Annotated in this window: 23 protein-coding genes and 1 tRNA gene; 16 read left to right on the top strand and 8 right to left on the bottom strand. The window is 67.0% G+C overall.

The features are described 5' to 3' along the window. Positions 1-50 precede the first annotated feature (50 nt). Entirely contained in the window at positions 51-1,562 is a 1,512-nt protein-coding gene (pyk, locus tag AC5RUF_RS01125) for a pyruvate kinase (RefSeq protein WP_493996452.1), read from the top strand. Between the two features lie 106 nt (positions 1,563-1,668). Here pyk and AC5RUF_RS01130 read toward each other — a convergent pair whose 3' ends face one another. Beyond that, the gene (locus AC5RUF_RS01130) at positions 1,669-2,280 is read right to left on the bottom strand and encodes an ANTAR domain-containing response regulator (protein WP_493996451.1); all 612 of its coding nucleotides are present in this window, start codon (positions 2,278-2,280) and stop codon (positions 1,669-1,671) included. 124 nt (positions 2,281-2,404) lie between these two features. Here AC5RUF_RS01130 and AC5RUF_RS01135 point away from each other — a divergent pair. From AC5RUF_RS01135 to AC5RUF_RS01145, 3 genes are all read left to right on the top strand, one after another. Beyond that, a tRNA-Leu gene (locus AC5RUF_RS01135) sits at positions 2,405-2,489 on the top strand. A gap of 140 nt (positions 2,490-2,629) precedes the next feature. Next, positions 2,630-3,070 carry an NUDIX hydrolase gene (locus AC5RUF_RS01140; protein WP_493996450.1) on the top strand — a complete coding sequence of 147 codons (441 nt, stop codon included), beginning with the start codon at positions 2,630-2,632 and terminating at the stop codon, positions 3,068-3,070. Then, positions 3,067-3,531 carry an NUDIX hydrolase gene (locus tag AC5RUF_RS01145; protein ID WP_494129424.1) on the top strand — a complete coding sequence of 155 codons (465 nt, stop codon included), beginning with the start codon at positions 3,067-3,069 and terminating at the stop codon, positions 3,529-3,531. The genes AC5RUF_RS01140 and AC5RUF_RS01145 overlap by 4 nt, the downstream gene beginning before the upstream one ends. Before the next feature lie 5 nt (positions 3,532-3,536). On the opposite strand, the gene AC5RUF_RS01150 is transcribed toward AC5RUF_RS01145, so the two are convergent. Next, on the bottom strand, positions 3,537-4,289 hold the full coding sequence (locus AC5RUF_RS01150; RefSeq protein ID WP_494129425.1) for a MerR family transcriptional regulator: 753 nt from the start codon (positions 4,287-4,289) through the stop codon (positions 3,537-3,539). A 177-nt stretch (positions 4,290-4,466) separates the two neighbouring features. Between AC5RUF_RS01150 and AC5RUF_RS01155 the strand changes: the two genes are divergently transcribed. Next, positions 4,467-5,912 (top strand): ABC transporter permease, encoded by a 1,446-nt coding sequence (locus AC5RUF_RS01155; RefSeq protein WP_494129426.1) that lies wholly within the window; start codon positions 4,467-4,469, stop codon positions 5,910-5,912. A 125-nt stretch (positions 5,913-6,037) separates the two neighbouring features. Here AC5RUF_RS01155 and AC5RUF_RS01160 read toward each other — a convergent pair whose 3' ends face one another. Then, the gene (locus tag AC5RUF_RS01160) at positions 6,038-6,628 is read right to left on the bottom strand and encodes a helix-turn-helix domain-containing protein (protein WP_494129427.1); all 591 of its coding nucleotides are present in this window, start codon (positions 6,626-6,628) and stop codon (positions 6,038-6,040) included. A gap of 108 nt (positions 6,629-6,736) precedes the next feature. Here AC5RUF_RS01160 and AC5RUF_RS01165 point away from each other — a divergent pair, with 108 nt between their 5' ends. Then, complete coding sequence (locus AC5RUF_RS01165) at positions 6,737-7,738, top strand: NAD(P)/FAD-dependent oxidoreductase (RefSeq protein WP_494129428.1); 1,002 nt, start codon at positions 6,737-6,739, stop codon at positions 7,736-7,738. Here the strand turns inward: AC5RUF_RS01165 and AC5RUF_RS01170 are convergent. Continuing rightward, complete coding sequence (locus tag AC5RUF_RS01170; RefSeq protein ID WP_494129429.1) at positions 7,735-8,397, bottom strand: TetR/AcrR family transcriptional regulator; 663 nt, start codon at positions 8,395-8,397, stop codon at positions 7,735-7,737. The genes AC5RUF_RS01165 and AC5RUF_RS01170 overlap by 4 nt on opposite strands. A gap of 150 nt (positions 8,398-8,547) precedes the next feature. Between AC5RUF_RS01170 and AC5RUF_RS01175 the strand changes: the two genes are divergently transcribed. From AC5RUF_RS01175 to AC5RUF_RS01210, 8 genes are all read left to right on the top strand, one after another. Further along, positions 8,548-10,710, top strand: a complete 2,163-nt coding sequence (locus AC5RUF_RS01175; protein WP_494129430.1) for an ABC transporter permease — start codon at positions 8,548-8,550, stop codon at positions 10,708-10,710. 232 nt (positions 10,711-10,942) lie between these two features. Beyond that, entirely contained in the window at positions 10,943-11,896 is a 954-nt protein-coding gene (locus tag AC5RUF_RS01180) for an ABC transporter substrate-binding protein (protein WP_493996905.1), read from the top strand. A gap of 82 nt (positions 11,897-11,978) precedes the next feature. Beyond that, positions 11,979-13,502 carry a sugar ABC transporter ATP-binding protein gene (locus tag AC5RUF_RS01185; RefSeq protein ID WP_494129431.1) on the top strand — a complete coding sequence of 508 codons (1,524 nt, stop codon included), beginning with the start codon at positions 11,979-11,981 and terminating at the stop codon, positions 13,500-13,502. Further along, on the top strand, positions 13,499-14,530 hold the full coding sequence (locus AC5RUF_RS01190; RefSeq protein WP_494129432.1) for an ABC transporter permease: 1,032 nt from the start codon (positions 13,499-13,501) through the stop codon (positions 14,528-14,530). Before AC5RUF_RS01185 ends, AC5RUF_RS01190 begins: the two co-directional genes overlap by 4 nt. Beyond that, on the top strand, positions 14,527-15,540 hold the full coding sequence (gene yjfF / locus AC5RUF_RS01195; RefSeq protein WP_493996908.1) for a galactofuranose ABC transporter, permease protein YjfF: 1,014 nt from the start codon (positions 14,527-14,529) through the stop codon (positions 15,538-15,540). The genes AC5RUF_RS01190 and yjfF overlap by 4 nt, the downstream gene beginning before the upstream one ends. A gap of 124 nt (positions 15,541-15,664) precedes the next feature. After that, positions 15,665-16,804, top strand: a complete 1,140-nt coding sequence (locus AC5RUF_RS01200; RefSeq protein ID WP_494129433.1) for an NAD(P)/FAD-dependent oxidoreductase — start codon at positions 15,665-15,667, stop codon at positions 16,802-16,804. Next, positions 16,753-17,697, top strand: coding sequence for an RNA polymerase sigma factor SigJ (gene sigJ, locus AC5RUF_RS01205; RefSeq protein WP_494129434.1), 945 nt, complete (start codon positions 16,753-16,755; stop codon positions 17,695-17,697). Before AC5RUF_RS01200 ends, sigJ begins: the two co-directional genes overlap by 52 nt. Positions 17,698-17,811: 114 nt before the next feature. Beyond that, on the top strand, positions 17,812-18,636 hold the full coding sequence (locus AC5RUF_RS01210; RefSeq protein WP_493998350.1) for an SDR family NAD(P)-dependent oxidoreductase: 825 nt from the start codon (positions 17,812-17,814) through the stop codon (positions 18,634-18,636). Between the two features lie 6 nt (positions 18,637-18,642). Here AC5RUF_RS01210 and AC5RUF_RS01215 read toward each other — a convergent pair whose 3' ends face one another. Next, on the bottom strand, positions 18,643-19,431 hold the full coding sequence (locus AC5RUF_RS01215; RefSeq protein ID WP_494129435.1) for a putative protein N(5)-glutamine methyltransferase: 789 nt from the start codon (positions 19,429-19,431) through the stop codon (positions 18,643-18,645). Positions 19,432-19,499: 68 nt separating this feature from the next. Further along, on the bottom strand, positions 19,500-20,459 hold the full coding sequence (locus AC5RUF_RS01220) for a sugar-binding transcriptional regulator (RefSeq protein WP_494129441.1): 960 nt from the start codon (positions 20,457-20,459) through the stop codon (positions 19,500-19,502). A gap of 208 nt (positions 20,460-20,667) precedes the next feature. Here AC5RUF_RS01220 and AC5RUF_RS01225 point away from each other — a divergent pair, with 208 nt between their 5' ends. After that, the gene (locus AC5RUF_RS01225; protein WP_493997531.1) at positions 20,668-22,404 is read left to right on the top strand and encodes a glycerol-3-phosphate dehydrogenase/oxidase; all 1,737 of its coding nucleotides are present in this window, start codon (positions 20,668-20,670) and stop codon (positions 22,402-22,404) included. Positions 22,405-22,483: 79 nt separating this feature from the next. Here the strand turns inward: AC5RUF_RS01225 and AC5RUF_RS01230 are convergent, their stop codons facing one another. Together AC5RUF_RS01230 and AC5RUF_RS01235 are read right to left on the bottom strand one after the other, a co-directional pair. Then, on the bottom strand, positions 22,484-23,101 hold the full coding sequence (locus tag AC5RUF_RS01230) for a malonic semialdehyde reductase (protein WP_493997532.1): 618 nt from the start codon (positions 23,099-23,101) through the stop codon (positions 22,484-22,486). A 92-nt stretch (positions 23,102-23,193) separates the two neighbouring features. Next, positions 23,194-23,685 (bottom strand): CarD family transcriptional regulator, encoded by a 492-nt coding sequence (locus tag AC5RUF_RS01235; protein WP_493997533.1) that lies wholly within the window; start codon positions 23,683-23,685, stop codon positions 23,194-23,196. A 415-nt stretch (positions 23,686-24,100) separates the two neighbouring features. On the opposite strand from AC5RUF_RS01235, the gene AC5RUF_RS01240 reads away from it, so the two are divergent. Further along, positions 24,101-25,635: helicase-related protein (locus tag AC5RUF_RS01240; protein WP_494129442.1), on the top strand; the 1,535-nt coding region annotated here is incomplete at its 3' end.

Below are 25,635 nucleotides of genomic sequence, written 5' to 3' on the forward strand. Positions count from 1 at the left end.
CGCTGGCCTTATCCCATGCGGAAACTGCCAAGGGAGACTAGGCTGGAAACATGAGACGCGCAAAGATTGTTGCCACTTTTGGACCAGCGATCGCCAGCTACGAAAACACGGTAGCGGTTCTTCGCGCGGGCGTGAACGTCGCCCGTATGAACATGAGCCACGGCGACCACTCCGTACACAACGCCACGTATGAGAACGTGCGCAAGGCCTCCGCTGAGCTCGGAATGCCCGTTGGCATCTTCGCAGACCTCCAGGGCCCCAAGATCCGGCTCGGCCGGTTCACCGAGGAACCCCACTTCCTGAACGTGGGCGATACGTTCACCATCACCATCGACGACGTTCCCGGCACCAAGGAAATCTGCTCCACCACGTACAAGGGCCTGCCCGGTGACGTGAAGGTGGGCGACTTCCTGCTGATCGATGACGGCAAGGTCAAGCTCCGCGCCGTAGACGTCACCGCCACCAGCGTGGTTACCCAGGTCGTCGTACCGGGCAACGTTTCCAACAACAAGGGCATCAACCTGCCCGGTGTTGCCGTGAACGTTCCCGCCCTGTCCGAGAAGGACGAGGACGACCTCCGCTGGGCCCTGCAGCGCGGCGTCGACATGGTTGCCCTGTCCTTCGTGCGCGACGCCGGCGACATTGCCCGCGTGCACGAGATCATGGACGAGGAAGGCCGCCGTGTGCCGGTCATCGCCAAGATCGAGAAGCCGCAGGCCGTGGCCAACCTCGAGGAAATCATCGACGCGTTCGACTCCATCATGGTTGCCCGTGGCGACCTGGGCGTGGAGCTGCCGCTCGAAGAGGTTCCCCTGGTGCAGAAGAACGCCATTGAGCTGGCCCGCCGCTGGGCCAAGCCCGTCATCGTGGCCACCCAGGTGCTCGAATCCATGATCGACAACCCCCGCCCCACCCGCGCCGAGGCCTCCGACTGCGCCAACGCGGTGCTGGACGGTGCCGACGCCGTAATGCTTTCCGGCGAGACGTCCGTGGGCAAGTACCCCATCGACACGGTGGAGACCATGGCCCGGATCATCGAGTCCACCGAGGAGCACGGCCTGAATCGCGTTCCGCCGCTGGGCTCCAAGCCGCGCACCCGCGGCGGCGCCATCACCCGTGCCGCCGTCGAAATCTCCGACCAGCTGGATGCCAAGTACATCTGTACCTTCACCCAGTCCGGCGATTCGGCCCGGCGCCTGTCCCGCCTGCGCCCGTCGAAGCCGGTCTTCGCCTTCACCCCCGTGGAGGAAACCTACCGGTACATGACCCTGTTCTGGGGTGTGGCACCCATGCTGGTGGAGTTCGCCGAGCACACCGACCAGATGACTGCCCAGGTGGACCGCACCCTGCTCGAAGAGGGCCTGGTGGAAAACAATGACCTGGTGGTCATCGCTGCTGGCTCGCCTCCCGGACAGGCAGGCTCCACCAACAACCTCAAGGTGCACCGCGTAGGCGACATTGCCGACGCCGGCCAGCGCGCCGAGGGCCAGGAGCGGATCAAGGAGAAGGTCGGCCCGTGGCCGGTCAAGGACAGCAAGAAGGGCAAGGCCAAGGCCATCTAGCTTCCCGCTATGCTTCCTTCCATACAAAAGGTCCCGTCCAATCGGACGGGACCTTTTGTATGCGGTGCCCGGTGTCGGCAGGGAACCGCTGCAGTTCAGGTGCGGATCAGTTGACCTGGTTGATGATGGTCTCGGCCACTTCGCGCATGCTCAGGCGGCGGTCCATGGACGTCTTCTGGATCCAGCGGAAGGCCTCGGGTTCGGTCAGCCCCATCTTGGTGGTCAGCAGCGACTTGGCGCGCTCCACCAGCTTGCGGGTGGCGAACTGTTCCTTGAGGTCGGTGACCTCGGCTTCGAGGGCCTTGATCTCCTCGTGCCGGGAGAGGGCAATCTCGATGGCCGGGATCAGGTCCGCCGGGGTGAAGGGCTTGACCACGTACGCCATGGCGCCGGCCTCGCGGGCACGCTCCACCAGTTCCTTCTGGCTGAAGGCGGTCAGCAGGACCACGGGGGCAATGCGGGCCTTGACGATCTGCTCTGCGGCGGTGATGCCGTCCATCAACGGCATCTTGACGTCCATCAGCACCAGGTCCGGCTTAAGCTCGTTGGCCAGCTGTACGGCCTTTTCCCCGTTGTCTGCTTCGCCGACGACGTCGTAACCCTCGCCGGTGAGGATTTCGACAATGTCGAGGCGGATAAGGGTCTCGTCTTCAGCGACGAGAACGCGGCGGGCCGGGGCGTTGGTGTTCGACGGCGCGGACTCGGTGGACTCTGACACAGGTGGCTCCTCAGATACGGTCTCTCCTGCCGGCGGACCGGCAGTTCACGTAATCAGCCTATCCGCATGTAGAGTTGTTTTGCGCCCAACACGGCAACTACCCGTTGTTCGTGACAGAGGGCACGCCCGAATGGCGGAATTGGCAGACGCGCTGCACTCAAAATGCAGTATCGAAAGGTGTGTGGGTTCGAGTCCCACTTCGGGCACCAGCAGTAAACAAAGCACCCCGGTCCCAGGACCGGGGTGCTTTGTTTTTTGTTACGCCCGGTCAAGGGCTGGTTGGAATAGGCTGAAGCCCCGTCCGTCGGCCAAAGGAGAGCGATCCGCCGTGTTCCACCGGTTCCAAGTAGTGCCTGCCAGCTATGTGATCCTCCGCCGGGACGACCACGTCCTCCTGCAGCTGCGGCAGGGGACCGGGTATATGGATGGACACTGGGCGACGGCGGCTGCCGGGCATGTGGAGGCAGGGGAGCCGGCCGTGGGGGCCGCGGTCCGGGAGGCATACGAGGAGCTGGGGATCCGGATAGGCGCCGGTGACCTGGTGCCCGTGACGGCCATGCACCGCACCAACGGCGACGGGACGGCGGTCAGCGAACGGGTGGACTTCTTCTTCACCTGCACCCGCTGGCAGGGAGAGCCCCGGATCATGGAACCCGGCAAAGCCGCCGCGCTGGAGTGGTTTTCCCTGGATGAGCTGCCCGCGGCCGTCGTCCCGCATGAACGCTACGTCCTGGACCGTCTCCGCTCCGCAGTTCCGGCAGTGGTCGCGTTCGGCTTCGAGGACGCATGATCCACAGCGCCGGGATCCTGCTGTACCGCCGGGGTCCGTCCGGGCCGGAGGTCTGGATCGGCCATATGGGCGGTCCGTTCTGGGCCCGGAAGGACGCACACGCGTGGTCCGTGCCGAAGGGGGAGTACCTGCCGGGGGAGGAGGAGCCGCTGGCTGCCGCGTTGCGGGAATTCGCCGAGGAGATGGGTACTGCCGCTCCGGCGGCCGACTACGTGCTGCTCGGCAGCTTCCGCCAGTCCTCGAAAAAGACCATTACCGTCTTCACCGCCGAGGCGGACTTCGCCCCGGAGCGGATTGCCAGCAACACCTTTGCCATGGAATGGCCGAAGGGATCCGGGACTCTCCGCGAATACCCAGAAATCGACGATGCGGGGTGGTTCGCCGAGGCCGATGCCCGCAGCAAGCTGGTCAAGGGGCAGGCCCCGGTCCTTGACGCGTTGCTGAACCGGCTACGGACCTAAGCAGGTTAACCGGCAAGGTGCTGGGCATAGTGAACCAGCGCATCGCGGACGAACTGCGCACCGGAAGCAAACTCGCGGGTGTAGTTCGCCGCGAACCGCTCGTCGGCTGCATACATCTCCGCCAGCCCTGCCAGCATCTGCGCCTCCGGCTGCCGGTTCCCGGAGCCGGCGGCGATCCATGCGGCATGCCTGCCGGCAACCTCCTGCGCCTGGGGTGCAACAGGGGAGAGCCCCTGCCGCTGCAGTGCGTCCCACTCGTCCTGGATTGCCCGGTGTTCCGTTTGGAAGCCGTGTTTTTGCCCGTCATCGAGTGAGCGCCACCAGCGGTCCGAGGTGGTGTAGGCCTCACGACCCCAGCGCTGTTCCACCTCTTCGCGGTACTGCGTGTGGTCAAAACCGTGGAACATTTCCTCCGCCATGATGTCCTTCCCTTCCTTGAGGGCCTCCAGGGTTGTGGAGACCGCTGTGATCTGTGCCTGCAGCCGGTCCTGTTCGGCCTGCAGGAAAACAAGGTGTCCGGCCAGCGCAGCGGCGTCATCCTGCTCTCCCGCCAGGATCCGCCTGATCCCCGGCAGGCCAAGGCCCAGGCTGCGCAGCAGCAGGATCCGCTGCAGCCGCACCAAGGCACTGCGGTCATACCGCCGGTAGCCGTTGCTGCCCACTCTGCTGGGCGGCAGCAGCCCGATGCTGTCGTAGTGGCGCAGCGTGCGGGACGTTGTCCCGGCCAGTCTGGCCACATCCTTGATGGATAGGTCCATGCGCCTCTCCTTCCGTCGCCTCCAGCCTAGAAGTTGACGCAACGTCAACGTCAAGGCCGGAGGAATATGGTCCTCCCGTGCGCAGGGAGGCAGACGGGCATATCGGCGGCCGACGGCGGACGGTAACCTCAAACGGTAGGAGGAGAACATCCCTGCAGTTCTTTGGGAGGTATGCCCATGCCCGCACATTCAGCGCAACCGGCGGAACCCCAAACCGGGCCTCCATCACGGCAGACCCACGCAGCGCCGTCGAAGGCGGCCGCGTACCTTTCCCCGCGCCTCTGGCTGCTGCCCGTGTTGGTGCTGCTGCTGCTTGGCGGGGCGGGAACTGCGCTGTACATCGGCGGGCTCGGCAGTCCCGGCAACCACCTGGACCGCTTTCCTATTGCCGTGGTGAATGAGGACAGAGGAGCGGACTCACCCACCGGCGGCAGCGAGAACCTCGGCCGGAACATTACCGACCAGATGGAACAGGCGTTCAGCCGCTCGGATGAGATTGACCTGCGGGTGCTGTCCTGGGATGAGGCCCGGGATCAGATGGGCAAGGGCCAGATCCACGGGGCCGTGGTGATCCCCGAAACCTTTTCCGCGGACGCCAACGCCTTGGTGAGCGGTGCCCTCACGGACACGGAGGTCAGCCGGCCGTCGCTGACCGTTTACACCAATCCGCTGGCCGGACCGCTGGCCAGCAGCCTGGCCACCAATGCCATCACCCCGGCGGTTGACCAGGCGGACAAGGGGCTCGGCGAGCAGCTGACCGCCGCCGCACAAACCGCCCAGACGGCGGCGCAGGCGGATCTGCAACGCCAACTGGAACGGCTGGGCACCGAGCTGCCGGCGCAGCTTCAGCAGCAGGTGGCACCGCGGGTGGACGGTACTGCCGCCGACCTGCTGGCGGATCCCATTGCCGTGCGGACATCGGTCTACAACCCGCCGCAGGAAGGCACTGCGCTGGGCATGGGTGCTTTCTTCTACTCGGTGTTGCTGATGGTGGTGGGGCTCAGCGGGTCCGTTGCCCTGCATTTCCTGGTTGACTCCCGCCTGGGTGTGACACCGGTGGAGCTGGGGCCCCGTTTTGTCCTGGGGCCCCGGATGCGCCAGGGCCGCTGGAGCACGTACCTGCTGAAGTGGGGCATTGTGGTGCTGGGAGCGCTGCCCACTGCCGGACTGATGATGTGGGTGGCCGCCGCCGTGGGGATGCCGATACCGCACGGCGGCTGGTTCTTCCTCACCACCTGGCTGTCCATTGTCACCGTATCCGCCGTGACCCTGGCCCTGATTGCCCTGTTGGGCAGCGCAGGCATGATTGTCTCGCTCATCTACGTGGTGTTTATGGGCCTGCCGGCCGCCAGCGGTGTGGTGCCGCTGGAGGCCTTGCCCGGCTTCTTCCGCTTCATAGCCCGGGGCGAGCCGCTCTACCAGATGACCATGGCCAACCGGGCGGTGCTGTACTTCGACGCCCAAGCCGACGCCGGGCTGCAGAGCGGAATCATCGGCATGCTGGTCCTGATCCTGATAGCCGTGGCCGCCGCGTTGATCTGCTCCGTGATTTACGACCGCGCCCTTGGCCCCCGCGGCACCGGCTTGGGGCCGGCCGGTGCGCCGCGGAACGCCGTCGCGTAGGCATCAAAAAGGCACGATTTACCGTTCTCGGGATCGAGAAGGCACAAATTACCGATATCCAGCGGAAAACGGTAATTTGTGCCTCCTCGTTCGGGCGGTCGGGTTTTTGCCAACCGAAGCAGGCGTCACTTAGCTCCCGCGCGCGAAGCCGGGCGGGCACGCAGATGTGCCCGCTCGCCCTGGGGGCCGAACAGGGCCAGGAACTCCACGGCTTCCGCGCCGGCATTGCCCATCCAGTGCGGCGTGCGGGTGTTGAACTCCGCCGCTTCCCCCGGCTGCAGCACCAGTTCCTGCTCGCCCAGGAGCAGGCGGAGACTGCCGCTGAGCACGTACAGCCACTCGTAGCCCTCATGGGTCTGCGGCGTCGGCTCTGCGCCCGCACGCGCCGCCGGGAGGATGTACTTGTAGGCGCGGAGCCCGCCGGCCCGTTCCGTCAACGGAATGACCGTGGCGCCGTGCCGGCGCACGGGCCGCATGTGCACGCGGGGATCGCCCGTGGCCGGGGCGCCGACGAGTTCATCCAACGTGACCCCGTAGATGCGGGCCAGCGGCATCAGCAGTTCAAGGGTGGGTTTGCGCTGTCCGGACTCCAGCCGGGAGAGGGTGCTGACGGAGATCCCGGTATCGGACGAGACCCGGGCGAGGGTTACCCGCCGTGCGGTCCGGAGGGAGCGGAGCCGCTCGCCGACATCACCAAGAGGGAAGGAAGCATCCATAGGAGCAGTTTGCCATACCGGCAATTTTCGTTGCCCACTGCGCCGGCCGCTGCGGAGACTTGAGTGAAACCGCCGCACCGTGGGCGGGCCGAACGAGAGGACAGCAACATGAATGCGGTTACACCAATGGAAGAAGCAGGATCCGGCGGGGAGGCTGCGTATGACGTAGCCGTCATCGGCGGCGGCGCAGCCGGACTGAACGGGGCACTTGCCCTGGCACGGGCCCGCCGCTCCGTGGTGGTGGTGGACGCCGGGGATCCCCGCAACGCTCCGGCCGCCCATGTGCACAACTACCTGGGCAGGGAAGGCTCGACCCCGGCTGAGCTGTACGCGAGCGGGCGTGCGGAAGTGACCGGGTACGGCGGAACCGTACTGCCGGGCGATACCGCCACCATCCGCAGGGACGCTGACGGGCTGTTCCGGGTGGTCCTGACCGACGGACGGGAACTGCGCGCCCGGCGCATCCTTGCCGCCTCCGGGGTGCGGGACCGGCTTCCGGAGCTGCCCGGGCTTGCGGAGCGGTGGGGGAGCACCGTGCTGCACTGCCCGTACTGCCACGGGTGGGAGGTACGCGACAGAGCCATCGGCATCCTTGCCGTGGATATGGATGCCGCCATGCACCAGGCGCTGCTCTGGCGGCAGATCACTGCCGACGTCGTGGTGTTCCTCCACACCGCCGGCGAACCGGAGCCCGCACAGGCCGAACAGCTGGCAGCACGAGGCATCCGCACGGTAGCCGGCCCGGTGGAAGGCGTGGAGGGGCAGGCCGACGTGTGGCTGTCCGGCGGCCGCCTGGTGGAGCGGGACGCGCTGGTGGTCCTTAGCTATCTGGAAGCCCGCGCCGGCTACCTGGCCGGGCTGGGACTCGAACCGGCGGAACAGTTCATGGGCAAGCTGGCCATCGGGACCTCCATCCCGGCTGATCCCACGGGCGCGACGTCGGTTCCGGGCGTATATGCGGCGGGCAACCTGGCGGTTCCCATGGCACAGGTCATAGCCTCGGCCTCCTCCGGGCTGATGGCGGGAGCAGCGATCAACGCGGACCTGGTAGCCGAAGAGACCGGGCTGGCTGTTGCCGCGCTCGCAGGCGCGACGCCTGCGGAGGCCTAAAGCAGGTACACCTGCGAGGGGTCGGCCAGGAAATCACCGGGGTGGGTTACCGGTGCAGCCAGCATCCCCGCACAGGCATCGATGAGGAAGTAACCGACCCCGGTCCAATTGGCTGATTCAATCCCGTCCTGGATCCGGGCCTCGTAGTCGGCGCACACGCCCAGCACCATGCTGGCGAGAATCGAGGAACGGCCGTACAGGACGGAAGGGGCGACGTCGCCGACCGCCGCGTGGGTGCGCCGGACCAGCTCGTCCATTACCGGACTGGTTCCGGCTGCACGTGCAGCCACGTCGTGGCCTGACGGAGAGGAACGAAGCTGCGCTACAAAGCGCGCCCGCCAGCTGGGCATGGGCAGCGACGCCAGGTATTCGACCCACGGCAGGATCATGGCGGCCAGCAGGTCCGGCAGGGCGGCATCGGCGGGCAGGTCCGCCAGCAGGGCGGCCCGACGGCGGTTGGTGGCCTCCAGGTGCCGGGTGGTCAGCGCGAGCAACAGCTGGTCACGGCCGCCGAAGTGGTACGCCACAGCGGAGTGGTTGGCCGTTCCCGCATGCTCGGCGATCCGCCGGTTGGAAATGGCGTCGATGCCGAAACGTGCAAAAAGCTCCTCCGCCGCATCCAGCAATGCCCCGCGGGCCTTCTCGCCGTGCTGTCCCATGCTGCTGCTCCCTCTTTCCCTGCGTCGTTTCCCGACCGATTACCAATTTTACGCCATGTGGCGTAATTTTGGGGAGTCCCACCGACCGCCGGTCTGTTTCCGGCGCACTTCGCACCACCACCTACGTTGAATCATCACAGGAGCACGTTCTTGACCAATCCCCATCCGACCTCCACCGACTCGCCGCCGGCCGCTGACCCGGCGGAGTTTGACCCGGCGGAGGCTGACCTCCAGGAGACCCAGGAGCTTGATCCTGCCGCTGCGAAGCGGGCCAAAGCAGAGAAAATCGGCCGCTACGTTGCCATGTTCCTGATGCCGCTGCTGATGGTTTCCATGCTGGTGGGCGGATATCTGGCTGCCATGCACTCACCGGAACCGCACAACATGCCCATTGCCGTTGCCGGCCAGCAGGCCGATGCCTTCGCCGACGCATTGGAGTCCGCGGACCCCGATGCCGTGGACGTCCGGGTAGCCGGTTCGGCCGAGGAGGCCCGCCGGCTGGTCCTTGACCGCGAAGTTTCCGGTGCCGTGATGGTGGCCGAGGGTTCCGCCACTGTCTACACCGCCGGTGCTGCGGGAGCATCCCAGTCAAGTACCGTCACGGCGCTGCTGGCACCGCAGGTGCTCGGCCAGGGGCTCGCCCTGCAGGCCGAAGACCTGGCACCGCTGCCGGACAATGACATGGCCGGACTCGGCGCGATGTTCATGACCACCGCCCTGATGCTGGCCGGCTACATGCCGCTGAGCCTGGTGCTGTCCAACTCGCCGGAGCTGCTGCGCTTCCGCCGCTTCGTTCCGCTGCTGGCCGGCTGGTCGGCGTTGATCGCTGGACTGGTGTGGGCCGTCGTCGGCCCGATCATGGGCGTGGTGGAGGGACATACCGCCGCCGTGCTGGGCATCTGCTGGCTCTCGGTTTTCGCCGTGGGCAGCGTCCAGCTGTTCCTTACCCGCATCCTGGGCCCCATGGCGGTCCTGGCCGGCATGCTGTTCCTGATGGTGCTGGGCGTGCCTGCCTCCAACATGAGCATGTCCGTCCACACCATGCCCGCCCTCTACCCGTTCCTGCACGGCTTCCTGCCGGCCGCAGCCACGGGCGAGTCCCTGCGGTCGGTGCTCTACTTCGACGGCGACGGCGCAGGCGGGCACCTGATGGTGCTGGCAATCGGCACCGTGGCGTCGCTGCTGCTGACGCTTGTCCTTGACGCCCTGAAGCGGCGCCGCAAGCCCGACGCCAAGCCGCTGCCGGTCAACGTGGCCTCGCTGCACGGAGGACCGCGCCCGAAGAACCGCGTCTGGCGCTACGTCACCCTGGCGTTCTTCCCGCTGGTGATGGTCTCGATGATGCTGACCATGATGCTCGGTGCCATGTACAAGCCCGCACCGCAGGAGATGCCCGTCGCCGTCGTCGGCGCAACCGCCGAACAGGCGGACCAGGCCGTGGCCGGGCTGGAGGAAAACATGTCCGGACTCTTCGACCTAAGGGCGCTTGATTCCGTGAACGAGGCACGGGAGCAGGTGCAGGACCGCGAAATCACCGCCGCCTACGTGCTGCCGTCGGCGCAGAACCCCATGGCAACCCTCTTCACCAACCAGGCCGCGGGCATGAGCGCGCAGCAGGTGGTCACCCAGGTCTTCACGCAGGTCTCCGCCGGCCAGCAGATGAAGCTGACGGTGGAGGACGTTGCGCCGCTGCCGGGTGAGGATTCCATGGGCATGGCAACCATGTACCTGGCCATGGGCTGGATCATGGCAGGGTTCATGATCATCGTGGTGGGCGCCACCGCCGCGCCCGCCAGCCGGCCGCTGCGGCAGCTGCTACCCGTCGTCGCAGGCTGGGCAGTAGGTTTCTCCGCCTTCCTCTGGCTGATCGTGGATGTATTTGTGGGCGCCATCGACGGACACTTCCTGGCACTCTGGGGAACCGGTGCCATCGCAATTTTCTGCGTGGCGATGTTCACCGCCGTCTTCGAACGCCTCATCGGCATGCTGGCCATCCTGCCGGCGATCGGCATCCTGATGTTCCTGGGCATCCCGGCCTCAGGTGCGGCAATGTCCGTCTACATGGAGCCGGAGATCTTCCGCATCCTGCACGGGATCCTGCCGATGCCGGCCGCGGTGGAGTCCATCCGCTCCATCCTGTACTTCGGCTCCGACACAGTGGGCTCGCACCTGCTGACCCTGGGCATCTGGGGTGCTGCCTCCCTGCTGGTCGTGATGGTCATTGACCGGATCAAGCCGCCGCGGGCGGAGGCATGGCCCGTGGACGGGGAACCGGCAGCTCCGGTTGAAGCGAAGGTTCCCGCCAACGCATAGCTCCGGATCCGTCCCGGTGCCGCAACGGCTCCAGGCAAGGCCCGCCATGCTGATGGCGGGCCTTGCCGTTTAACCTGCGGACCGTCCTCAAAGGGATAAAAATATCCCTTGACCGCAGGAATGTTAGCGGTCACAATTCTGGCAGGGCACGAAGCCCGCGCAGCGCTGACGGTGCATCTGCTCCTGGCTGCGGTCCGATTTCCAGGAGGCAGAAGTGTTTCGAAAATCCCTTATGTCAGTTGTATTCGTCTCGGCCCTCGCGCTGACGGCGTGCGGCGGTTCCGACGACGCCGGCGGCGGCTCGGAGGACGGCATCACCATGGGTTTCGCCCAGGTGGGTGCCGAAAGCGGTTGGCGCACGGCCAACACCAAGGATGTCCAGGAATCCGCCAAGGAAGCCGGCATTGACCTGAAGTTCACGGATGCGCAGCAGAAGCAGGAAAACCAGATCAAAGCCATCCGCTCCTACATCCAGCAGAAAGTGGATGTCATCGCGTTCTCCCCGGTGGTTGAATCCGGCTGGGACACGGTCCTGAAAGAAGCCAAAGACGCCAACATCCCGGTGATCCTCACCGACCGGGCCATCGATTCGGCTGACACTTCCCTGTACACCACCTTCCTGGGCTCCGACTTTGTCGAAGAAGGGAAAAAGGCCGGCGAGTGGCTGGTCGAGGACTCCGCTGCGGTGGAGGGTCCCGTGAATATCGTGGAACTGCAGGGCACCACCGGCGCCGCTCCGGCCATCGACCGGAAAGAAGGCTTCGAGGAAGCCATTGCCGCGGACCCGGACTTGAAGATCGTGCAGTCCCAGACCGGTGATTTCACCCGGAGCGGCGGCAAGCAGGTCATGGAGGCCTTCCTGAAGAACACCCCCGACATCGATGTGGTCTACGCCCACAACGATGACATGGGCCTGGGCGCCATCGAGGCTATCGAAGCGGCAGGGAAGGTTCCCGGCAAAGACATCAAGATCATCACGGTGGACGCGGTGAAGGACGGCATGACCGCCCTTGCCGACGGCAAAATCAACTACATCGTGGAATGCAACCCGCTGCTGGGCGACCAGCTGATGGATCTGGCCGCGAAGGTCGTCAACGGCGAGGAAGTCCCCGCCCGCGTGGTGGTGGAGGAAACCGCCTTCACCTCGGAACAGGCCAAGGAAGTCCTGGCCAGCCGCGCGTACTGATCCCGGCCCCTTCCGCACGGGTGCGGTGCATGCCAGCCGCGTGCACCGCACCCCGCACCTTCCAGCACAGAAAAGACAAAGCATGGACACGATGGCTCCAGCAGTGCAGATGACCGGCATCACCGTGGAATTCCCGGGCGTGAAGGCCCTGGACGGCGTGGACTTCCGGCTTTTTCCCGGCGAGGTGCACGCCCTGATGGGGGAGAACGGCGCCGGGAAGTCCACTCTGATCAAGGCCTTGACCGGCGTGTATCCGGTAAACGGCGGAAGCATAAGCGTTGGGGGAGCTGTGCGCAGTTTCGCCGCCCCGGCCGATGCACAGGAGGCGGGAATCAGCACGGTCTACCAGGAGGTGAACCTGTGCCCGAACCTGTCCGTGGAGGAAAATATCCTCCTGGGCCGTGAGCCCCGGCGGTACGGGCGCATCCATTGGAAGGAAATGCGCCGGAAAGCCCGTGACGTGCTGGGCCAGCTCCAGCTGGGCCACCTCGACCCGGCGTCGGTCCTTTCCACCCACTCCATCGCCGTGCAGCAGCTGGTGGCCATAGCCCGCTCCGTCCAGGTTGATGCCAAGGTGCTGGTGCTGGACGAACCCACCTCCAGCCTCGACGCCGACGAGGTCCGGCAGCTGTTCGGCGTGGTCCGGACCCTGCGGGACCGCGGCGTGGCGGTCCTGTTTGTCACGCACTTCCTGGAACAGGTCTACGAGATTTCGGACCGCATCACCGTGCTGCGGAACGGCAAACTGGTGGGCGAGTACCAAACCGCCGAGCTGCCCCGCATGGGCCTCATCTCGCGGATGATCGGGCGGGAAATGGAAGCCCTGGCCAAGCTGGACCGGGATGACACCCGGCGGGCAGCCGCAGGGGCCGGGGACGCCCCGCTTCTGCAGGCCACCGGGCTGGGCCGGAAAGGAGCCGTGGAGAACATCACCCTCACGCTGGCCGAGGGCCAGATCCTGGGACTTGCCGGACTGCTGGGCTCCGGGCGGACCGAGGCCGCGCGCCTGCTGTTCGGCGCCGACCACGCCGACCAGGGGGACCTGAAGATCCGCGGATCCGAGCGCACGTTGCGCAGCCCCCGTGCCGCCGTGGACCTGGGCATAGGATTCTGTTCCGAAAACCGGAAGGAGGAAGGGCTGGTGGGGGACCTGTCCGTCAAGGACAACATGGTCCTGGCCATGCAGGCCACCAGGGGCTGGATGCGGAGGATTCCGGGCCACCAGCAGGAGGAACTTGCGGACAAGTTCATCGAACGCCTCGATATCCGCCCGGCCAACAAGGATGCCCTGATCCGGAACCTCAGCGGCGGCAACCAGCAGAAAGTGCTGCTGGCCCGCTGGCTGATCACCAACCCTGCCCTGCTCATCCTCGATGAGCCCACCCGCGGCATCGACATCGGCGCGAAGACCCAGATCCAGATGCTCATCAGCAACCTGGCCGACGAAGGAATGTCCATTGTGTTCATCTCCGCCGAACTCGAGGAGGTCCTGAGGCTGAGCGACCGGATAGCAGTCCTGAAGGACCGTGAAATGGTGGCGGACCTCGTCAACGAGGACGTCAGCATGGAGGACGTCATGACGATCATTGCCGGGACTGCGGCATGAACGCCGTCCTGAAGCACCGGCTCACCTGGCCGGTGCTGGCGCTGATTGCCCTGTTGCTGCTCAACCAGGGCTTCCGCTCGGACTTCCTGGTGGTGCGCATGCAGGACGGGCACCTGTACGGCAGCCTGATCGACATCCTGCGCAACGGTGCCCCGACCCTCCTGATCGCCCTGGGTATGACCCTGGTGATCGCCTCCCGGGGCATCGACCTGTCCGTGGGGGCGGTGGCGGCGATAGCGGGGGCGGTGTCCTGCACCTACATCTACAACTCCACCGATCCAGGCTCCCTGCAGACCGCGGCCGTCGCGGTGGCGATCGCCGTCGGAACCGGACTCGCTCTGGGCGCCTGGAACGGATTCCTGGTCTCGGTGATCGGCATCCAGCCCATCATTGCCACGCTCGTGCTGATGACCGCCGGACGCGGACTCGCCCAGCTGGTGACCGACGGCCAGATCATTTCCATCTCGAATGAGCCGTACCATGCGCTGGGCGCCGGATTCTTCCTGACGCTTCCCATTTCGATCCTGATTGCGGCCGTGGCGTTTGCCGCCACCGCCCTGCTGACCCGCAGGACAGCGCTCGGAACGCTGATCGAAGCCGTGGGCATCAATCCGGTGGCGAGCCGGCTGGCGGGGCTGAATGCCCGCCGCATCACCTGGATTGTGTATGTCTTCAGCGGCTTTTGCGCCGCGGTTGCCGGCCTGATGATCAGCTCGAACGTCACCGCAGCGGACGCGAACAACGCCGGCCTGTACATAGAAATGGACGCCATCCTCGCCGTCGTCATTGGCGGTACGTCCCTGGCCGGCGGCCGGTACAGCCTGGTCGGAACCCTGGTCGGGGCGCTGATCATCCAGACCCTGACCACCACCGTCTACACGCTGGGCATCCCGCCGGAGGTGACCTTGGTCTTCAAGGCGCTGGTGGTGATCCTGGTCTGCCTGCTGCAGTCACCCAAAGCCCGGACCATGCTGAGGCGGCGGCGCCCAACCGTCCGGCTCCCCGAACCCAAGGCGGCCGTCTCATGACCCTGCTGACCAGATCCTCCACCGCCCCCGGACGCAACCGGCTGTCCCGGCTGCAGGGCAAAACCAAATACGCGCCCACCCTGGCGACCGTGGGCCTGTTCGTGGCCATGTTCGCTGCCGGGGCAGTGATGTATCCGGGGTTCCTCTCCGGCCAGGTCTTCCTGAACCTGCTGATCGACAACACCTTCCTGATAGTCCTGGCCGTCGGGATGACCTTCGTGATCCTTACCGGCGGCATCGACCTGTCAGTGGGCTCCGTGGTTGCGCTGTCCATGATGATTGCCGCAGCACTGCTGCAGGCAGGGTGGAACCCGTTCGCCGCGATTGCCGTGGTGCTGCTGACTGGCGCGGTATTCGGCCTGGTGATGGGCCTGATCATCCAGGTCTTCGAAATCCAGCCGTTCATTGTCACGCTCGCCGGGCTATTCCTCGCCCGGGGGCTGTGCTACGTCATCAGCGTCAACTCGATCACCGTCACGGATCCGTTCTTCACCGCCATGGCCCAAGCCCGCATCCGGCTGCCCGGTGGCCTCTTTGTCTCGCCCGGCGTCCTCATTGCCCTGCTGTTTGTTGCGGCCGGATTCTACGTGCTGCACCAGACCCGTTTCGGGCGGACCGTCTACGCCATCGGCGGCGGCGAAGCCTCCGCCCGTTTGATGGGCCTGGCCGTGCCCCGCACCAAGGTGCTGGTCTACACCATCAGCGGGCTGTGCTCGGCGACCGCGGGCATCCTGTTCTCCTTCTACAGCCTCTCCGGGTACAGCTTGGCCGGAATGGGCATGGAGCTGGACGCCATCGCTGCGGTGGTGGTGGGCGGGACGCTGCTGACCGGCGGGTACGGATACGTCCTGGGCTCGCTGGCCGGCGTGCTGGTGCTGGGCATTGTGCAGACCTTCATCTCCTACCAGGGGACGCTGAGTTCCTGGTGGACCCGGATTGTCATCGGCGCCCTGCTGCTGGTGTTTATCCTGCTGCAGAAGCTGTTCTCGCGGAAAACCCGGATCGCCTGAGGCTGCGTGCCTCCCGGCGGTCCGCCGGAAGCGGCTGTCACAAACCGCTGCCGGCCGGTGTCTTATGGACACAGCCGGCGCGGGCGGACCGCGGCCGGGCCGGACGCAAGGCAAGGAGCAGGCGATGGGCACCACCGTAGTCATCTTGGGCGGGGGATATGCAGGGGTCATGGCAGCCAACCGGTTGGCAGCCAGCGGCAGGCCGGGACTGGAGGTGGTCCTCGTGACGCCGGCGCCGAGGTTTGTCGAGCGCATCCGGCTGCACCAATACGCGGCTGGAACCCGGGACGATGCGACGGTGGACTTCCACTCCGTTCTGCACCCGGCGGTGCGCCGGGTGGAGGACTCGGCGGTGCGGATCCAGGCGGACGGACGCCGGGTCCAGCTTCTGACCGGGGATTGGCTGGGCTATGACTACCTGGTCTACGCAGTCGGCTCGTCGGTTGCGGCGGCGCCACTGGGCGCCCTGCGGATAGAGCAGCTGGACGGGGCCGCTGCCGCCCGCCGGGACCTGGCCGCACTGCCGGCAGGCGGAACAGTGGCGGTGGTGGGTGGCGGGCTGACCGCAGTGGAAACGGCTGCCGAAGCCGACCGGGCCTTCCCGGGCCTGCGCGTGGCACTCCACAGCGCGGGACCGTTGGCACCGCTGCTGGGTATCCCGGCGCAACGGACGGTGGAACAACGCCTGCGCAAAGCGGGGGTGCAGCTGCACATCGGCTGGGCGGTTTCCGCCGACGGGGACGTACGGCGCAGCCTGGCCGCCGACGTCGTCCTGTGGTGCGCGGGGTTCGCGGTACCGCCGGTGGCGGCAGCGAGCGGACTGCCGGTGAACGCGGAGGGCCGGCTGCGCCTGGACCCGACCCTGCAGGTGCCGGGACAGGAGCGGATTTACGGTGCCGGTGACGCTGCCGTCATTGACGGGTACTCCTATCTGCGGATGAGCTGCGCCGCCGCGCTGCCCATGGGGGCGGACGCGGCCGGGAACATCCTCCGTGCCCTCGACGGAACCGCCGGTGTTCGGCATAACAGCGGATTCCGCGGAGTCTGCATTAGTCTGGGCCGCAAGGACGCGGTGGTCCAGTTCCTGGCCGCCGACGATACGCCTGCCCGCCTGCACCTGTACGGCAGGAGCGCTGCCCTCCAAAAGGAACTGATCTGCCGCATGACCCTTCGGTGGATCCGCGGCGAAGCCAAACGAAGCGGAGCATACACATGGCCAACGGGACCGCAGGTAACGGACCCGTCCGTCCGGGCGGCGGGTTGAGCGGCGCCTCCCCGGATCGGGACGCGGAGTTCCTGGCCCACCGCGGGCTGGTATTCACCATTGCCTACGACGTCCTCGGGTCTGTGGCAGATGCCGAGGACGTGGTGCAGGAAACGTATCTGCGCTGGCGGACAGCCCCGGCCCCGGTCACTGATCCGCGTGCCTACCTGGCCCGTATAGCGTCCCGCCAGGCCCTGAACGCGCTGCGTGCTGCCAGCCGGCGGAGGGAGGACTACCCGGGGGAATGGCTGCCCGAACCCCTGCCCACCGGCCCGGACGCACCGGCAACGAATCCTGAAGCCGCTGTGCTCACGGCCGGGGAGGTGTCCACCGCCATGCTCGTGCTGCTGCAGGCCCTGACCGGCCCGGAACGGGCCGCCTTCCTTCTGCACGAGGTCTTCGACTTCGGCTACCCCGAAATCGCCGCCACGCTGGAGGCCGGCGAACCGGCGGTGCGGCAGATGGTCCACCGGGCGCGTGCCCGGGTGCGGTCCGGAGCGCTGCGGACGGCACCCGATACCGGGGAACACCGCGCCGCCGTTGAACGGTTCCTGGCCGCCGCCATGACCGGACAGGTCCAGCCGCTGTTGGATCTGCTGGCTCCGGAGGTAGTGCTGGTGTCCGACGGCGGTGGCAAGGCCAACGCTGCGCTGCGGCCCGTGCTGGGCCCGGAGAAGGTGGCCCGCCTGATGCTGGGGCTGGCCGCAAAGTACGGTTCCGGTGCCTTCCCGGAGTTCCTTGAACTGAACGGCCTGCCCGCCGTGGCTTTCCGGGAAGTCGGAGCCGTGACCACGGTCTTCCAGCTGGAGCTCTCCGGTGACGGCCGGGTGCAGGCGGTGTACGCGGTCCGCAACCCGGACAAGCTCGTCCGGCTCCAGGGCGCGGACAGCTGACCTGCCGGCCGCTGCCTAAGACCGATGAGCTGATCCGTCGCGCAGCGGGCATCCGTGCGGCTAGTGTGTGAGGCGGTGCTGCCGTCTCCGGCAGCGTAGAGAAAGCAGGCACCCGTGGCCCCCAAAACCATCGTGATCACCGGCGCCAGCGACGGCATCGGCGCAGCGGCCGCAAAGCAGCTGGCCGGGAACGGGCACCATGTAGTGGTGGTGGGACGCTCGGCGGATAAAACCAAGGCCGTTGCCGAGCAGACCGGCGGACAGTACTTCCTGGCCGATTTCGCGGACCTCGACAGTGTCCGGAACCTCGCCTCCGACCTGCTCCAGCGCTACGACCAAATTGACGTGCTGGCGAACAATGCCGGCGCCATTTTCGGCAAGGAACGGCAGGTCACCGGCAACGGACACGAGATGACCTTCCAGGTGAACTACCTGGCACCGTTCCTGCTGACCCGGCTGCTCACCGACAGGCTGATCCACTCACGCGGCACGGTGATCAACACCTCCAGCGCCGCCAACCGCCTCTTCGGGCATGTGGACCCCGAGGACCTGGAATCCGAGAAGAAGTACCAGCCGCGCAAGGCCTACGGCGACGCCAAGCTGGAACAGATCCTCTTCGCCGAGGAGTTCGACCGCCGTTACCGCTCGCACGGGGCAACCTCCACGGCATTCCATCCCGGCGTGGTTGCCTCCAGCTTCTCCAATGCCCAGGGCACGGCCATGCGTGCCGCCTATGCCACACCGCTGCGCTTTTTCCTGACCAGTCCCGAAAAGGGCGCACGGACGCTGGTGTTCCTGGCCGAAGGCACGCCGGGAGAGGACTACCCCACGGGCAGGTACTTCGAACGCTGCAAGGTGGCCCGGCCCAACAAACAGGCCGGTGACGCCCTCCTGGCACTGGACCTGTGGAACCGGTCCGTGGCCATGCTGGAGTCCTGAACGCAGCTACCCGCGGGCAACACCGCGCACCACGGTGGCCTCGATTTCGGGGTCCCGCAGGACACTGGCGGACAGCCCGGCGGCAGCGAAAATGTCCGCCAGCGCAGCCGCCTGTGTTTCGGCACATTCGGCCAGCAGCACCCCGCCGGGCCGGAGCCACGCCGGAGCCTGTACGGCAATCCGCGCCAGGACTGCCAACCCGTCCGCCCCGCCGTCGTGCGTAGCCTCCGGTTCGTAAAGCCGCGCTTCGGACGGAAGACTGTCCAGCTGCGCGGTGGGGACGTACGGCGCGTTGGCGGCCAGCACGTCCACCCGGCCGCGCAGCCGGGCGGGCAGCGGGTCGAAAAGATCGCCGTGCAGCACTGCCGCCAGCGGGCCGAGGTTGCGCCGGGCACACGCCACGGCCGCGGCATCACAGTCCACCGCAAAGATCTCCACGGTTTCCGTCCGGCGGGTGATCACGGCGCTGAGGGCACCGGCGCCGCAGCACAGGTCGACGGCGACGGCGTGCAGGCCGGGTTCGGCTGCCGCCAGTCCGGCCAGGAATTCCGTGCGCCGCCGCGGGATGAAAACGCCGTCGCTGACCAACAGGTGCAGGCCGCAGAACTCCGCCCAACCCAGCACGTATTCCAACGGCCGCCCGGCTGTCCGTTCCGCGAGCATCCGTTCCAGCCCGGCGTCGTCGGGCGCGCCGGCCAGCAGGAGTGCCGCCTCCTCCTCGGCGTACACGCACCCGGCAGCGCGCAGCCGGGAGGCCAGGCGGCCGGCAGCGACCGGAGTTGATGCTTTTCCCACGGCAGGACCTTCCCATGAACCCCGCTATGAGTTTGCCGCATCCGGCCCGGCGCGGGTAGGGGAAGGAATCAGGCGGTGCCGGCGAGCCGGCGGGCGGAATTCTCGTCCAGGATCAGGTCCGTCACCAGGCCGGCGCGCAGGGCGCCCAGCAGGCTGGTGGTCTTGGTTTCCCCGGCCACCACGCAGATCCGCCGCGGCACCTGCTGCAGGGAGGCCAGATCCGGTCCGGTGCTGCGGTCATTGAGCCTGATGCCGTCCCAGGTACCGTCCGCCCGATAGAACATGGTGGCGACGTCGCCCACCACCCCCTCGGCCAGCAGCTCGTTGAGGTCCTCTTCGTCCAGGTAGGCACCGTTGTAGACGTGGCTGGGCACCCCGGCCTCCATGGACCCGACGCCGAAAATGGCCGTGTTCATGCGGGCCTGCAGGTCCAGGACCCGCTTCACCGGCCGCTCGCGCCACATGGCTGCCTTGGTTTCGGCGTGGTCAAAGAACGCCGGAACAGGGAACTGGACCACCCGGGCACCGTAGGCATGGCCGAAGCGCTGCAGGATCTCACTCGCGTAGGTAATGCCGGAAGTGCGGAAGTTTCCCGCCCCGTTCATCTGCACAATGGTGCTGTCGTGGGTGTTCTTGATCGGCAGGTGCTGGCTCACCGCGGTCAGCGTGGAGCCCCAGGCCACCCCCACAATGGCATCGGAGTCGATGAGCGGGCCGATCAGGTGCGCGGCCTGGACCGCCACCCGCTGCAGGGCCTGCGCGGGGGACACGGTTTCAGCCACGGGCACCACGTTGGCCTGGATCCCGAACCGGGAACTGATCTGCCGTTCAAGCGCAGGCGCCCGGTCGGAGGGGCTGCGGATCTCGATCCGCACCAGCCCTGTGCTGCGCGCATGGGAGAGCAGGCGCGACACCGTGGACCGCGATATCCGCAGTTCACGGGCGATGGCCTCCATGGTCAGGTTCTGCAGGTAGTACATCTGCGCGGCCCGCAACGCATCCCTGTCGCGGCCCTCCTTCTCCGGCACGGCAATGCCCGGTTCGGGCCGTTCGGGGGACCGGGCAGTGAGACCAATGTTCACGTGTTGTCCGTTCGCACCGCTTCGTTCACCATGAATCCATTATCGCAGGGTGCACGTTTGTGCATTGACTCGATCCGGGGTGCGGACGGCTTCGAACATTGTGAGATATGGCAATGCCGCCACAGAAGCGTTTGGAGATATCGTGGACAATTCCGTGAACCCCAGTAAAGACAAGACCCCCGCCGCCCGGACCCGTCCGGTGGTACAGCAGCTGAAGGACCGTCCCCGGGCCTCGGTGCTGATCGTCGGCGGCGGCATCAACGGCGTAGGCACCTTCCGTGACCTGTCGCTGCAGGGGGTGGACGTGGCGCTGGTCGAGCGCGGCGACTACTGCCAGGGTGCCTCCGGCGCCTCCTCGCACATGATCCACGGCGGCATCCGCTACCTGGAGAACGGCGAGTTCCGCCTCGTGCACGAGTCCGTCGTCGAGCGCAACGCCCTGCTGCGCCTGGCTCCGCACTACGTCAAGCCGCTGCAGACCACCATCCCCATCACCACCACGTTCTCGGGCATTACGGCCGCTCCGCTGCGCTTCCTGACGCACAAGCAGGGCAAGCACACCGAGCGCGGTGCCCTGCTGATCAAGGCCGGCCTGATGATGTACGACTTCTTCTCCCGCGGTGGCCGCGTGGCCCCCAAGCACAATTTCGTGGGCAAAAAGAAGTCCCTGCAGGAACTGCCCAAGCTGCGCCCGGACGTCAAGTACACCGCCACGTACTTCGATGCCTCCGTGCACAACCCGGAGCGCCTGACCCTGGATGTCCTGCGTGACGGCCTTGAAGCCAACCCGCAGTCCCGGGCCAGCAACTACATCAGCGCTGTGGGCACCACCGACGCCGGCACGCTGCTGCGCGACGAACTGACCGGTGAAGAGTTCACCTTCGAGGCCGACGTCGTCATCAACGCCACCGGCGCCTGGGTTGACGAAACCAACGACTCCTTCGGCAAGCGCACGTCCTTCATGGGCGGCACCAAGGGCTCGCACATCGTTATGGACCACCCGGAACTGCTGGAAGCCTGCAACGGCCGGGAAATGTTCTTCGAGCACACGGACGGCCGCATTGTCCTGATCTACCCGATGGGTGACCGCGTCCTGGTGGGCACCACGGACATCGACGCCGATATCCGCGAGGATTCGGTCTGCACCGACGAGGAGATCGAGTACTTCTTCGAACTCATCGCCCACGTGTTCCCGACCATCGACGTGCGCCGCGACCACATTGTCTACACGTTCTCCGGCGTCCGTCCGCTGCCCAAGCACGACGACACCCAGCCCGGCTTCGTGTCCCGCGACTACCGCATCGAGAAGCGCGTGGACAACCGCGCCGGCAAAAACGTCACCACGCTGTCCCTGGTGGGCGGTAAGTGGACCACGTTCCGCGCCCTGTCCGAGACCCTGGCCACCGACGCCATGACCGCCCTGGGCATGCCGCGCAAGACCACCACTGCCGAACTGCAGATCGGCGGCGGCAAGGACTTCCCGCGCACCGAAGCCGAAGAGCGGCTGTGGATCAACCGCACGGCCAACGAGGTTGCCGACCGTGACCGCGTCCGCGTGCTGCTGACCCGCTACGGTACCCGTGCTACGGACGTTATGGCGTTCCTGGCCCAGGGCGGCGACCAGCTGCTGGCCTCCACCAACGAGCTGAGCACCCGCGAGCTCGAGTACATGGTGGAGCACGAGCAGATCACCCGCCTGGCCGACGTCCTGATCCGCCGCACCTCGCTGGCCTTCCGCGGCCTGGTGTCGGAGGAAATGCTCAACGAGATGGCGGGCCTGCTGGCCCCGCAGCTCGGCTGGGACGGCGCCGAAACGAAGCGCCAGGTCGAGTCCGCACGCGACCTGCTGGTCAACATGCACGGCATGAAGATCCCCGCACTGGCTTCCTAGCAGCCAGGCGCGCAGCGCATACAGAGCAGAGGGCGGGCACCGGAAACGGTGCCCGCCCTCTTGCTTTGCCGTTTGACGGCTACAGCTCCGTAACGGCCGTGGCGTAGTCCAGCCGGGGGAGGCGGGGGTACCGGGGCTCCGACGCCGCCGGAACACCGATGTTCACCACCAGGATGGACTGGCGGTCCATGCCGGCATGCAGGTCGGCGTCCACGCCGGCGGCATCGAATCCGCCCATCGGCCCGGCGGCGAGGCCGGCAGCACGGACCGCCAGCAGGAAGTAGCCCGCCTGCAGATGGGCGTTGTTGTTGCCCATGACGGCACTGAGCTCCGCGTTGGCGGCAAAAGCCGCACCCTGCTGCGGTGCCGGCGGGAAGACCGTTGCGAAGTGCCCGTGCCAGTTTCGGTCAAAGCTGAGGATGGCGGTAAGGGGTGCTGCCAGGGTCTTGGCGCGGTTTCCCTCGGCCATGTGCTGCACCAGTCGCTCGCGGGACTCTGCCGAACGGACCCACGTAATGCGCAGCGGCTGGATGTTCATGGCCGTGGGACCCATTTTGGTCAGCTCGTAGATGGCCTGGAGCTGTTCGTCGGTGACCGGCTCATCGCTGAACTCGGAAACTGTCCGTGCAGTGCGGAAAATGGTGTCCAGTGCGGTTGCGTCCAGTGCAGGGGTGGACTCGAGAATGCCGTCGCTCATGCGCAGCAGGCCTCCTTCAGAGGAATGGTTGAAGGTTTAACCATAGTCCTCCGGCGGGGGATGTCAAAAACCGCCGGCAGCAGCGCGGCGGCTCAGGCCACTGCCCCCGACGGCGGCCAAACGGAGTCCAGCCGCACTCCGGCGTCGTCCTCCGAAATGGACAGTGCCAGGGAAATTTCCGTCAGCAACGGCTTGCGGGCATGGCGGAGCATTTCCCGTTCCGCCTGTGAAAGGCCGCGGGCGGCATCACGGAGCATCAGGTTACGCACGACGGCGGCAATCACCATCGGATCGCCGGTCGCCAGTTTTTCGGTGTTTTCCTTATAGCGGCGCGACCACTGCGGATCCTCTGCGTCGGCCGGCGCCCGGAGGACGGCGAACAGGCGGTCCAGTCCGGTGCGGTCCAGTACCGGGCGCAGGCCCACATGGTCCACCCGGTCTACCGGCACCCACACCAGGAGGCGGGAGGATTGGACTTCCAGGACTATGCAGTCCTTCTGCATGCGCGGATGGGTTTGATAAGAGACAACGACGGCGGGGCCGTGATGGGGATGGACCAGGACCTGGCCCTCTGAGAACGGCAATCTACTACCTCCGGATGGAAGCGGAAGGCCCTGCTCAATGTCCCGGGACCGGGTGCTGCCCCGGCGGGGGACAATCGTTTCGGTGCCGGAGGGGACGCACCCGGCACCGGAAAGCACAGGCAGCCCCGCACCATGCGGATGGAGCGGGCGGACCTGCGAGCGTGGCCACTGTTCCATTTTACTCCGTACCGGGACGTAGGGCCCGGGTGGCAGCCGCTGCCGGGCCCGCAAAGCGCGAAACCGCGGGTCCGGCCCTTTCACCGTGAAGTGGCACCATGCGGCGGCGGGACGGACCGCCCCCGACGGAAGGCAGAATGGAAGCGTGACACCGCGCCAGCCATCCCTCAACTCCGCGTCCCCAACCCCTGCCTCCTCCCCAGCCCCCACGTCCCCCGCCGCACCGTCCGGGGACAGCGTGCTGCGGCCGGACGCCCGGGAGCCCTTTGACCTGCCGGCCATCGGTTCCGGGTTGGTCTTTGCGCAGTCGCTGCCGGCCCTGACGGCCTCACTGGCGGCAGGAACCGGCGCTGCGGTGGTGCAGGCGCCTCCGGGTACCGGCAAAACCACCCTGGTGCCGCCACTGGTGGCCAATGCGGTGTCTGGCCGCCCGGGCAGGGTGCTGGTCACGCAGCCCCGCCGGGTTGCTGCCCGGTCAGCGGCCCGCCGGCTGGCCGCCCTGGACGGGTCCCCGCTCGGTGAACGGATTGGCTACACCGTCCGCGGGGAAAGCCGGGCAAGCACCGGGACACTGGTCGAATTCGTGACCCCGGGCATCCTGCTGCGCCGCCTCCTTGCCGACCCCGGCCTGGCGGACGCCGCTGCCGTCATCCTCGATGAAGTGCACGAACGCGGACTCGAAACGGATCTGCTGCTGGGCATGCTGGCCGAGGTCGGCCAGCTTCGGGAAGATCTGGTCCTGGTGGCCATGTCCGCCACCCTGGACGCGGACCGGTTTGCCGCACTTCTGGGAACCGGTGACGGCGGTCCGGCGCCGGTGGTCGGTTGTCCCTCCGCCCTGCATCCGCTGGATGTCTCCTGGCAGCCGGCCCCCGGACCACGGTTGGACGAACGGGGAATTACCCGCGCCTTCCTGGACCATGTGGCCGATACTGCCGCCGCCGCGCATGCCCGGGCCACGGCGTCGGACCCCTCCACCGATGCCCTGGTGTTTGTTCCCGGGGCACGCGAAGTGTCCCATGTGGCCGCCCGGCTGCGTTCCCTTGTCCGCGGCACCGAAGTGCTGGAGCTGCACGGCCAGGTAGCTCCGGCCGGTCAGGACCGAGCGGTGTCCGGCCGCGGCCCTGGTGATCCGGCGCGGATTATCGTTTCAACATCGCTTGCTGAATCCTCGCTGACCGTTCCCGGCGTGCGCCTGGTGGTGGACTCCGGGCTGGCACGCGAACCCCGGCGCGACGCCGCCCGCGGCATGTCCGGGCTGGTCACGGTGTCCTGCTCCCGCGCGTCGGCGGACCAGCGGGCGGGCCGCGCGGCCAGGCAGGGGCCGGGACGCGTGGTGCGTTGTTATGACGACAAGGCCTACGGTGCCGCGCCTGCCCACCAAACCCCGGAAATCGCCGTCGCGGACCTTACCTCCGCGGCACTGGTGCTCGCCTGTTGGGGTGCTCCCGGCGGTGCCGGGCTTCCCCTGCCCGACGCGCCGCCGGCGGCAGCCATGCAGGAGGCCGTGTCCGCGCTGCGCTCCCTCGGCGCAGTGGACAGTAACGGCTCGGCCACCGGACTGGGCAAAATCCTGGCCCGGGTGCCGGCCGATCCGCGGCTTGCGCGGGCACTGCTCGACGGCGCCGCCGCCGTGGGTGCGCGGACGGCGGCCGAAACCGTGGCAGCGGTCTCGGGTGACCTGCGGGCTCCCGGTGCGGACCTGACCGGCCTTCTGGCAGCCCTGCGCGCGGGCGGCGTCCCGGGGGAGCGCCGCTGGTCCGACGACGTCCG

The organism is Arthrobacter sp. Y3224198, assembly GCF_059090025.1.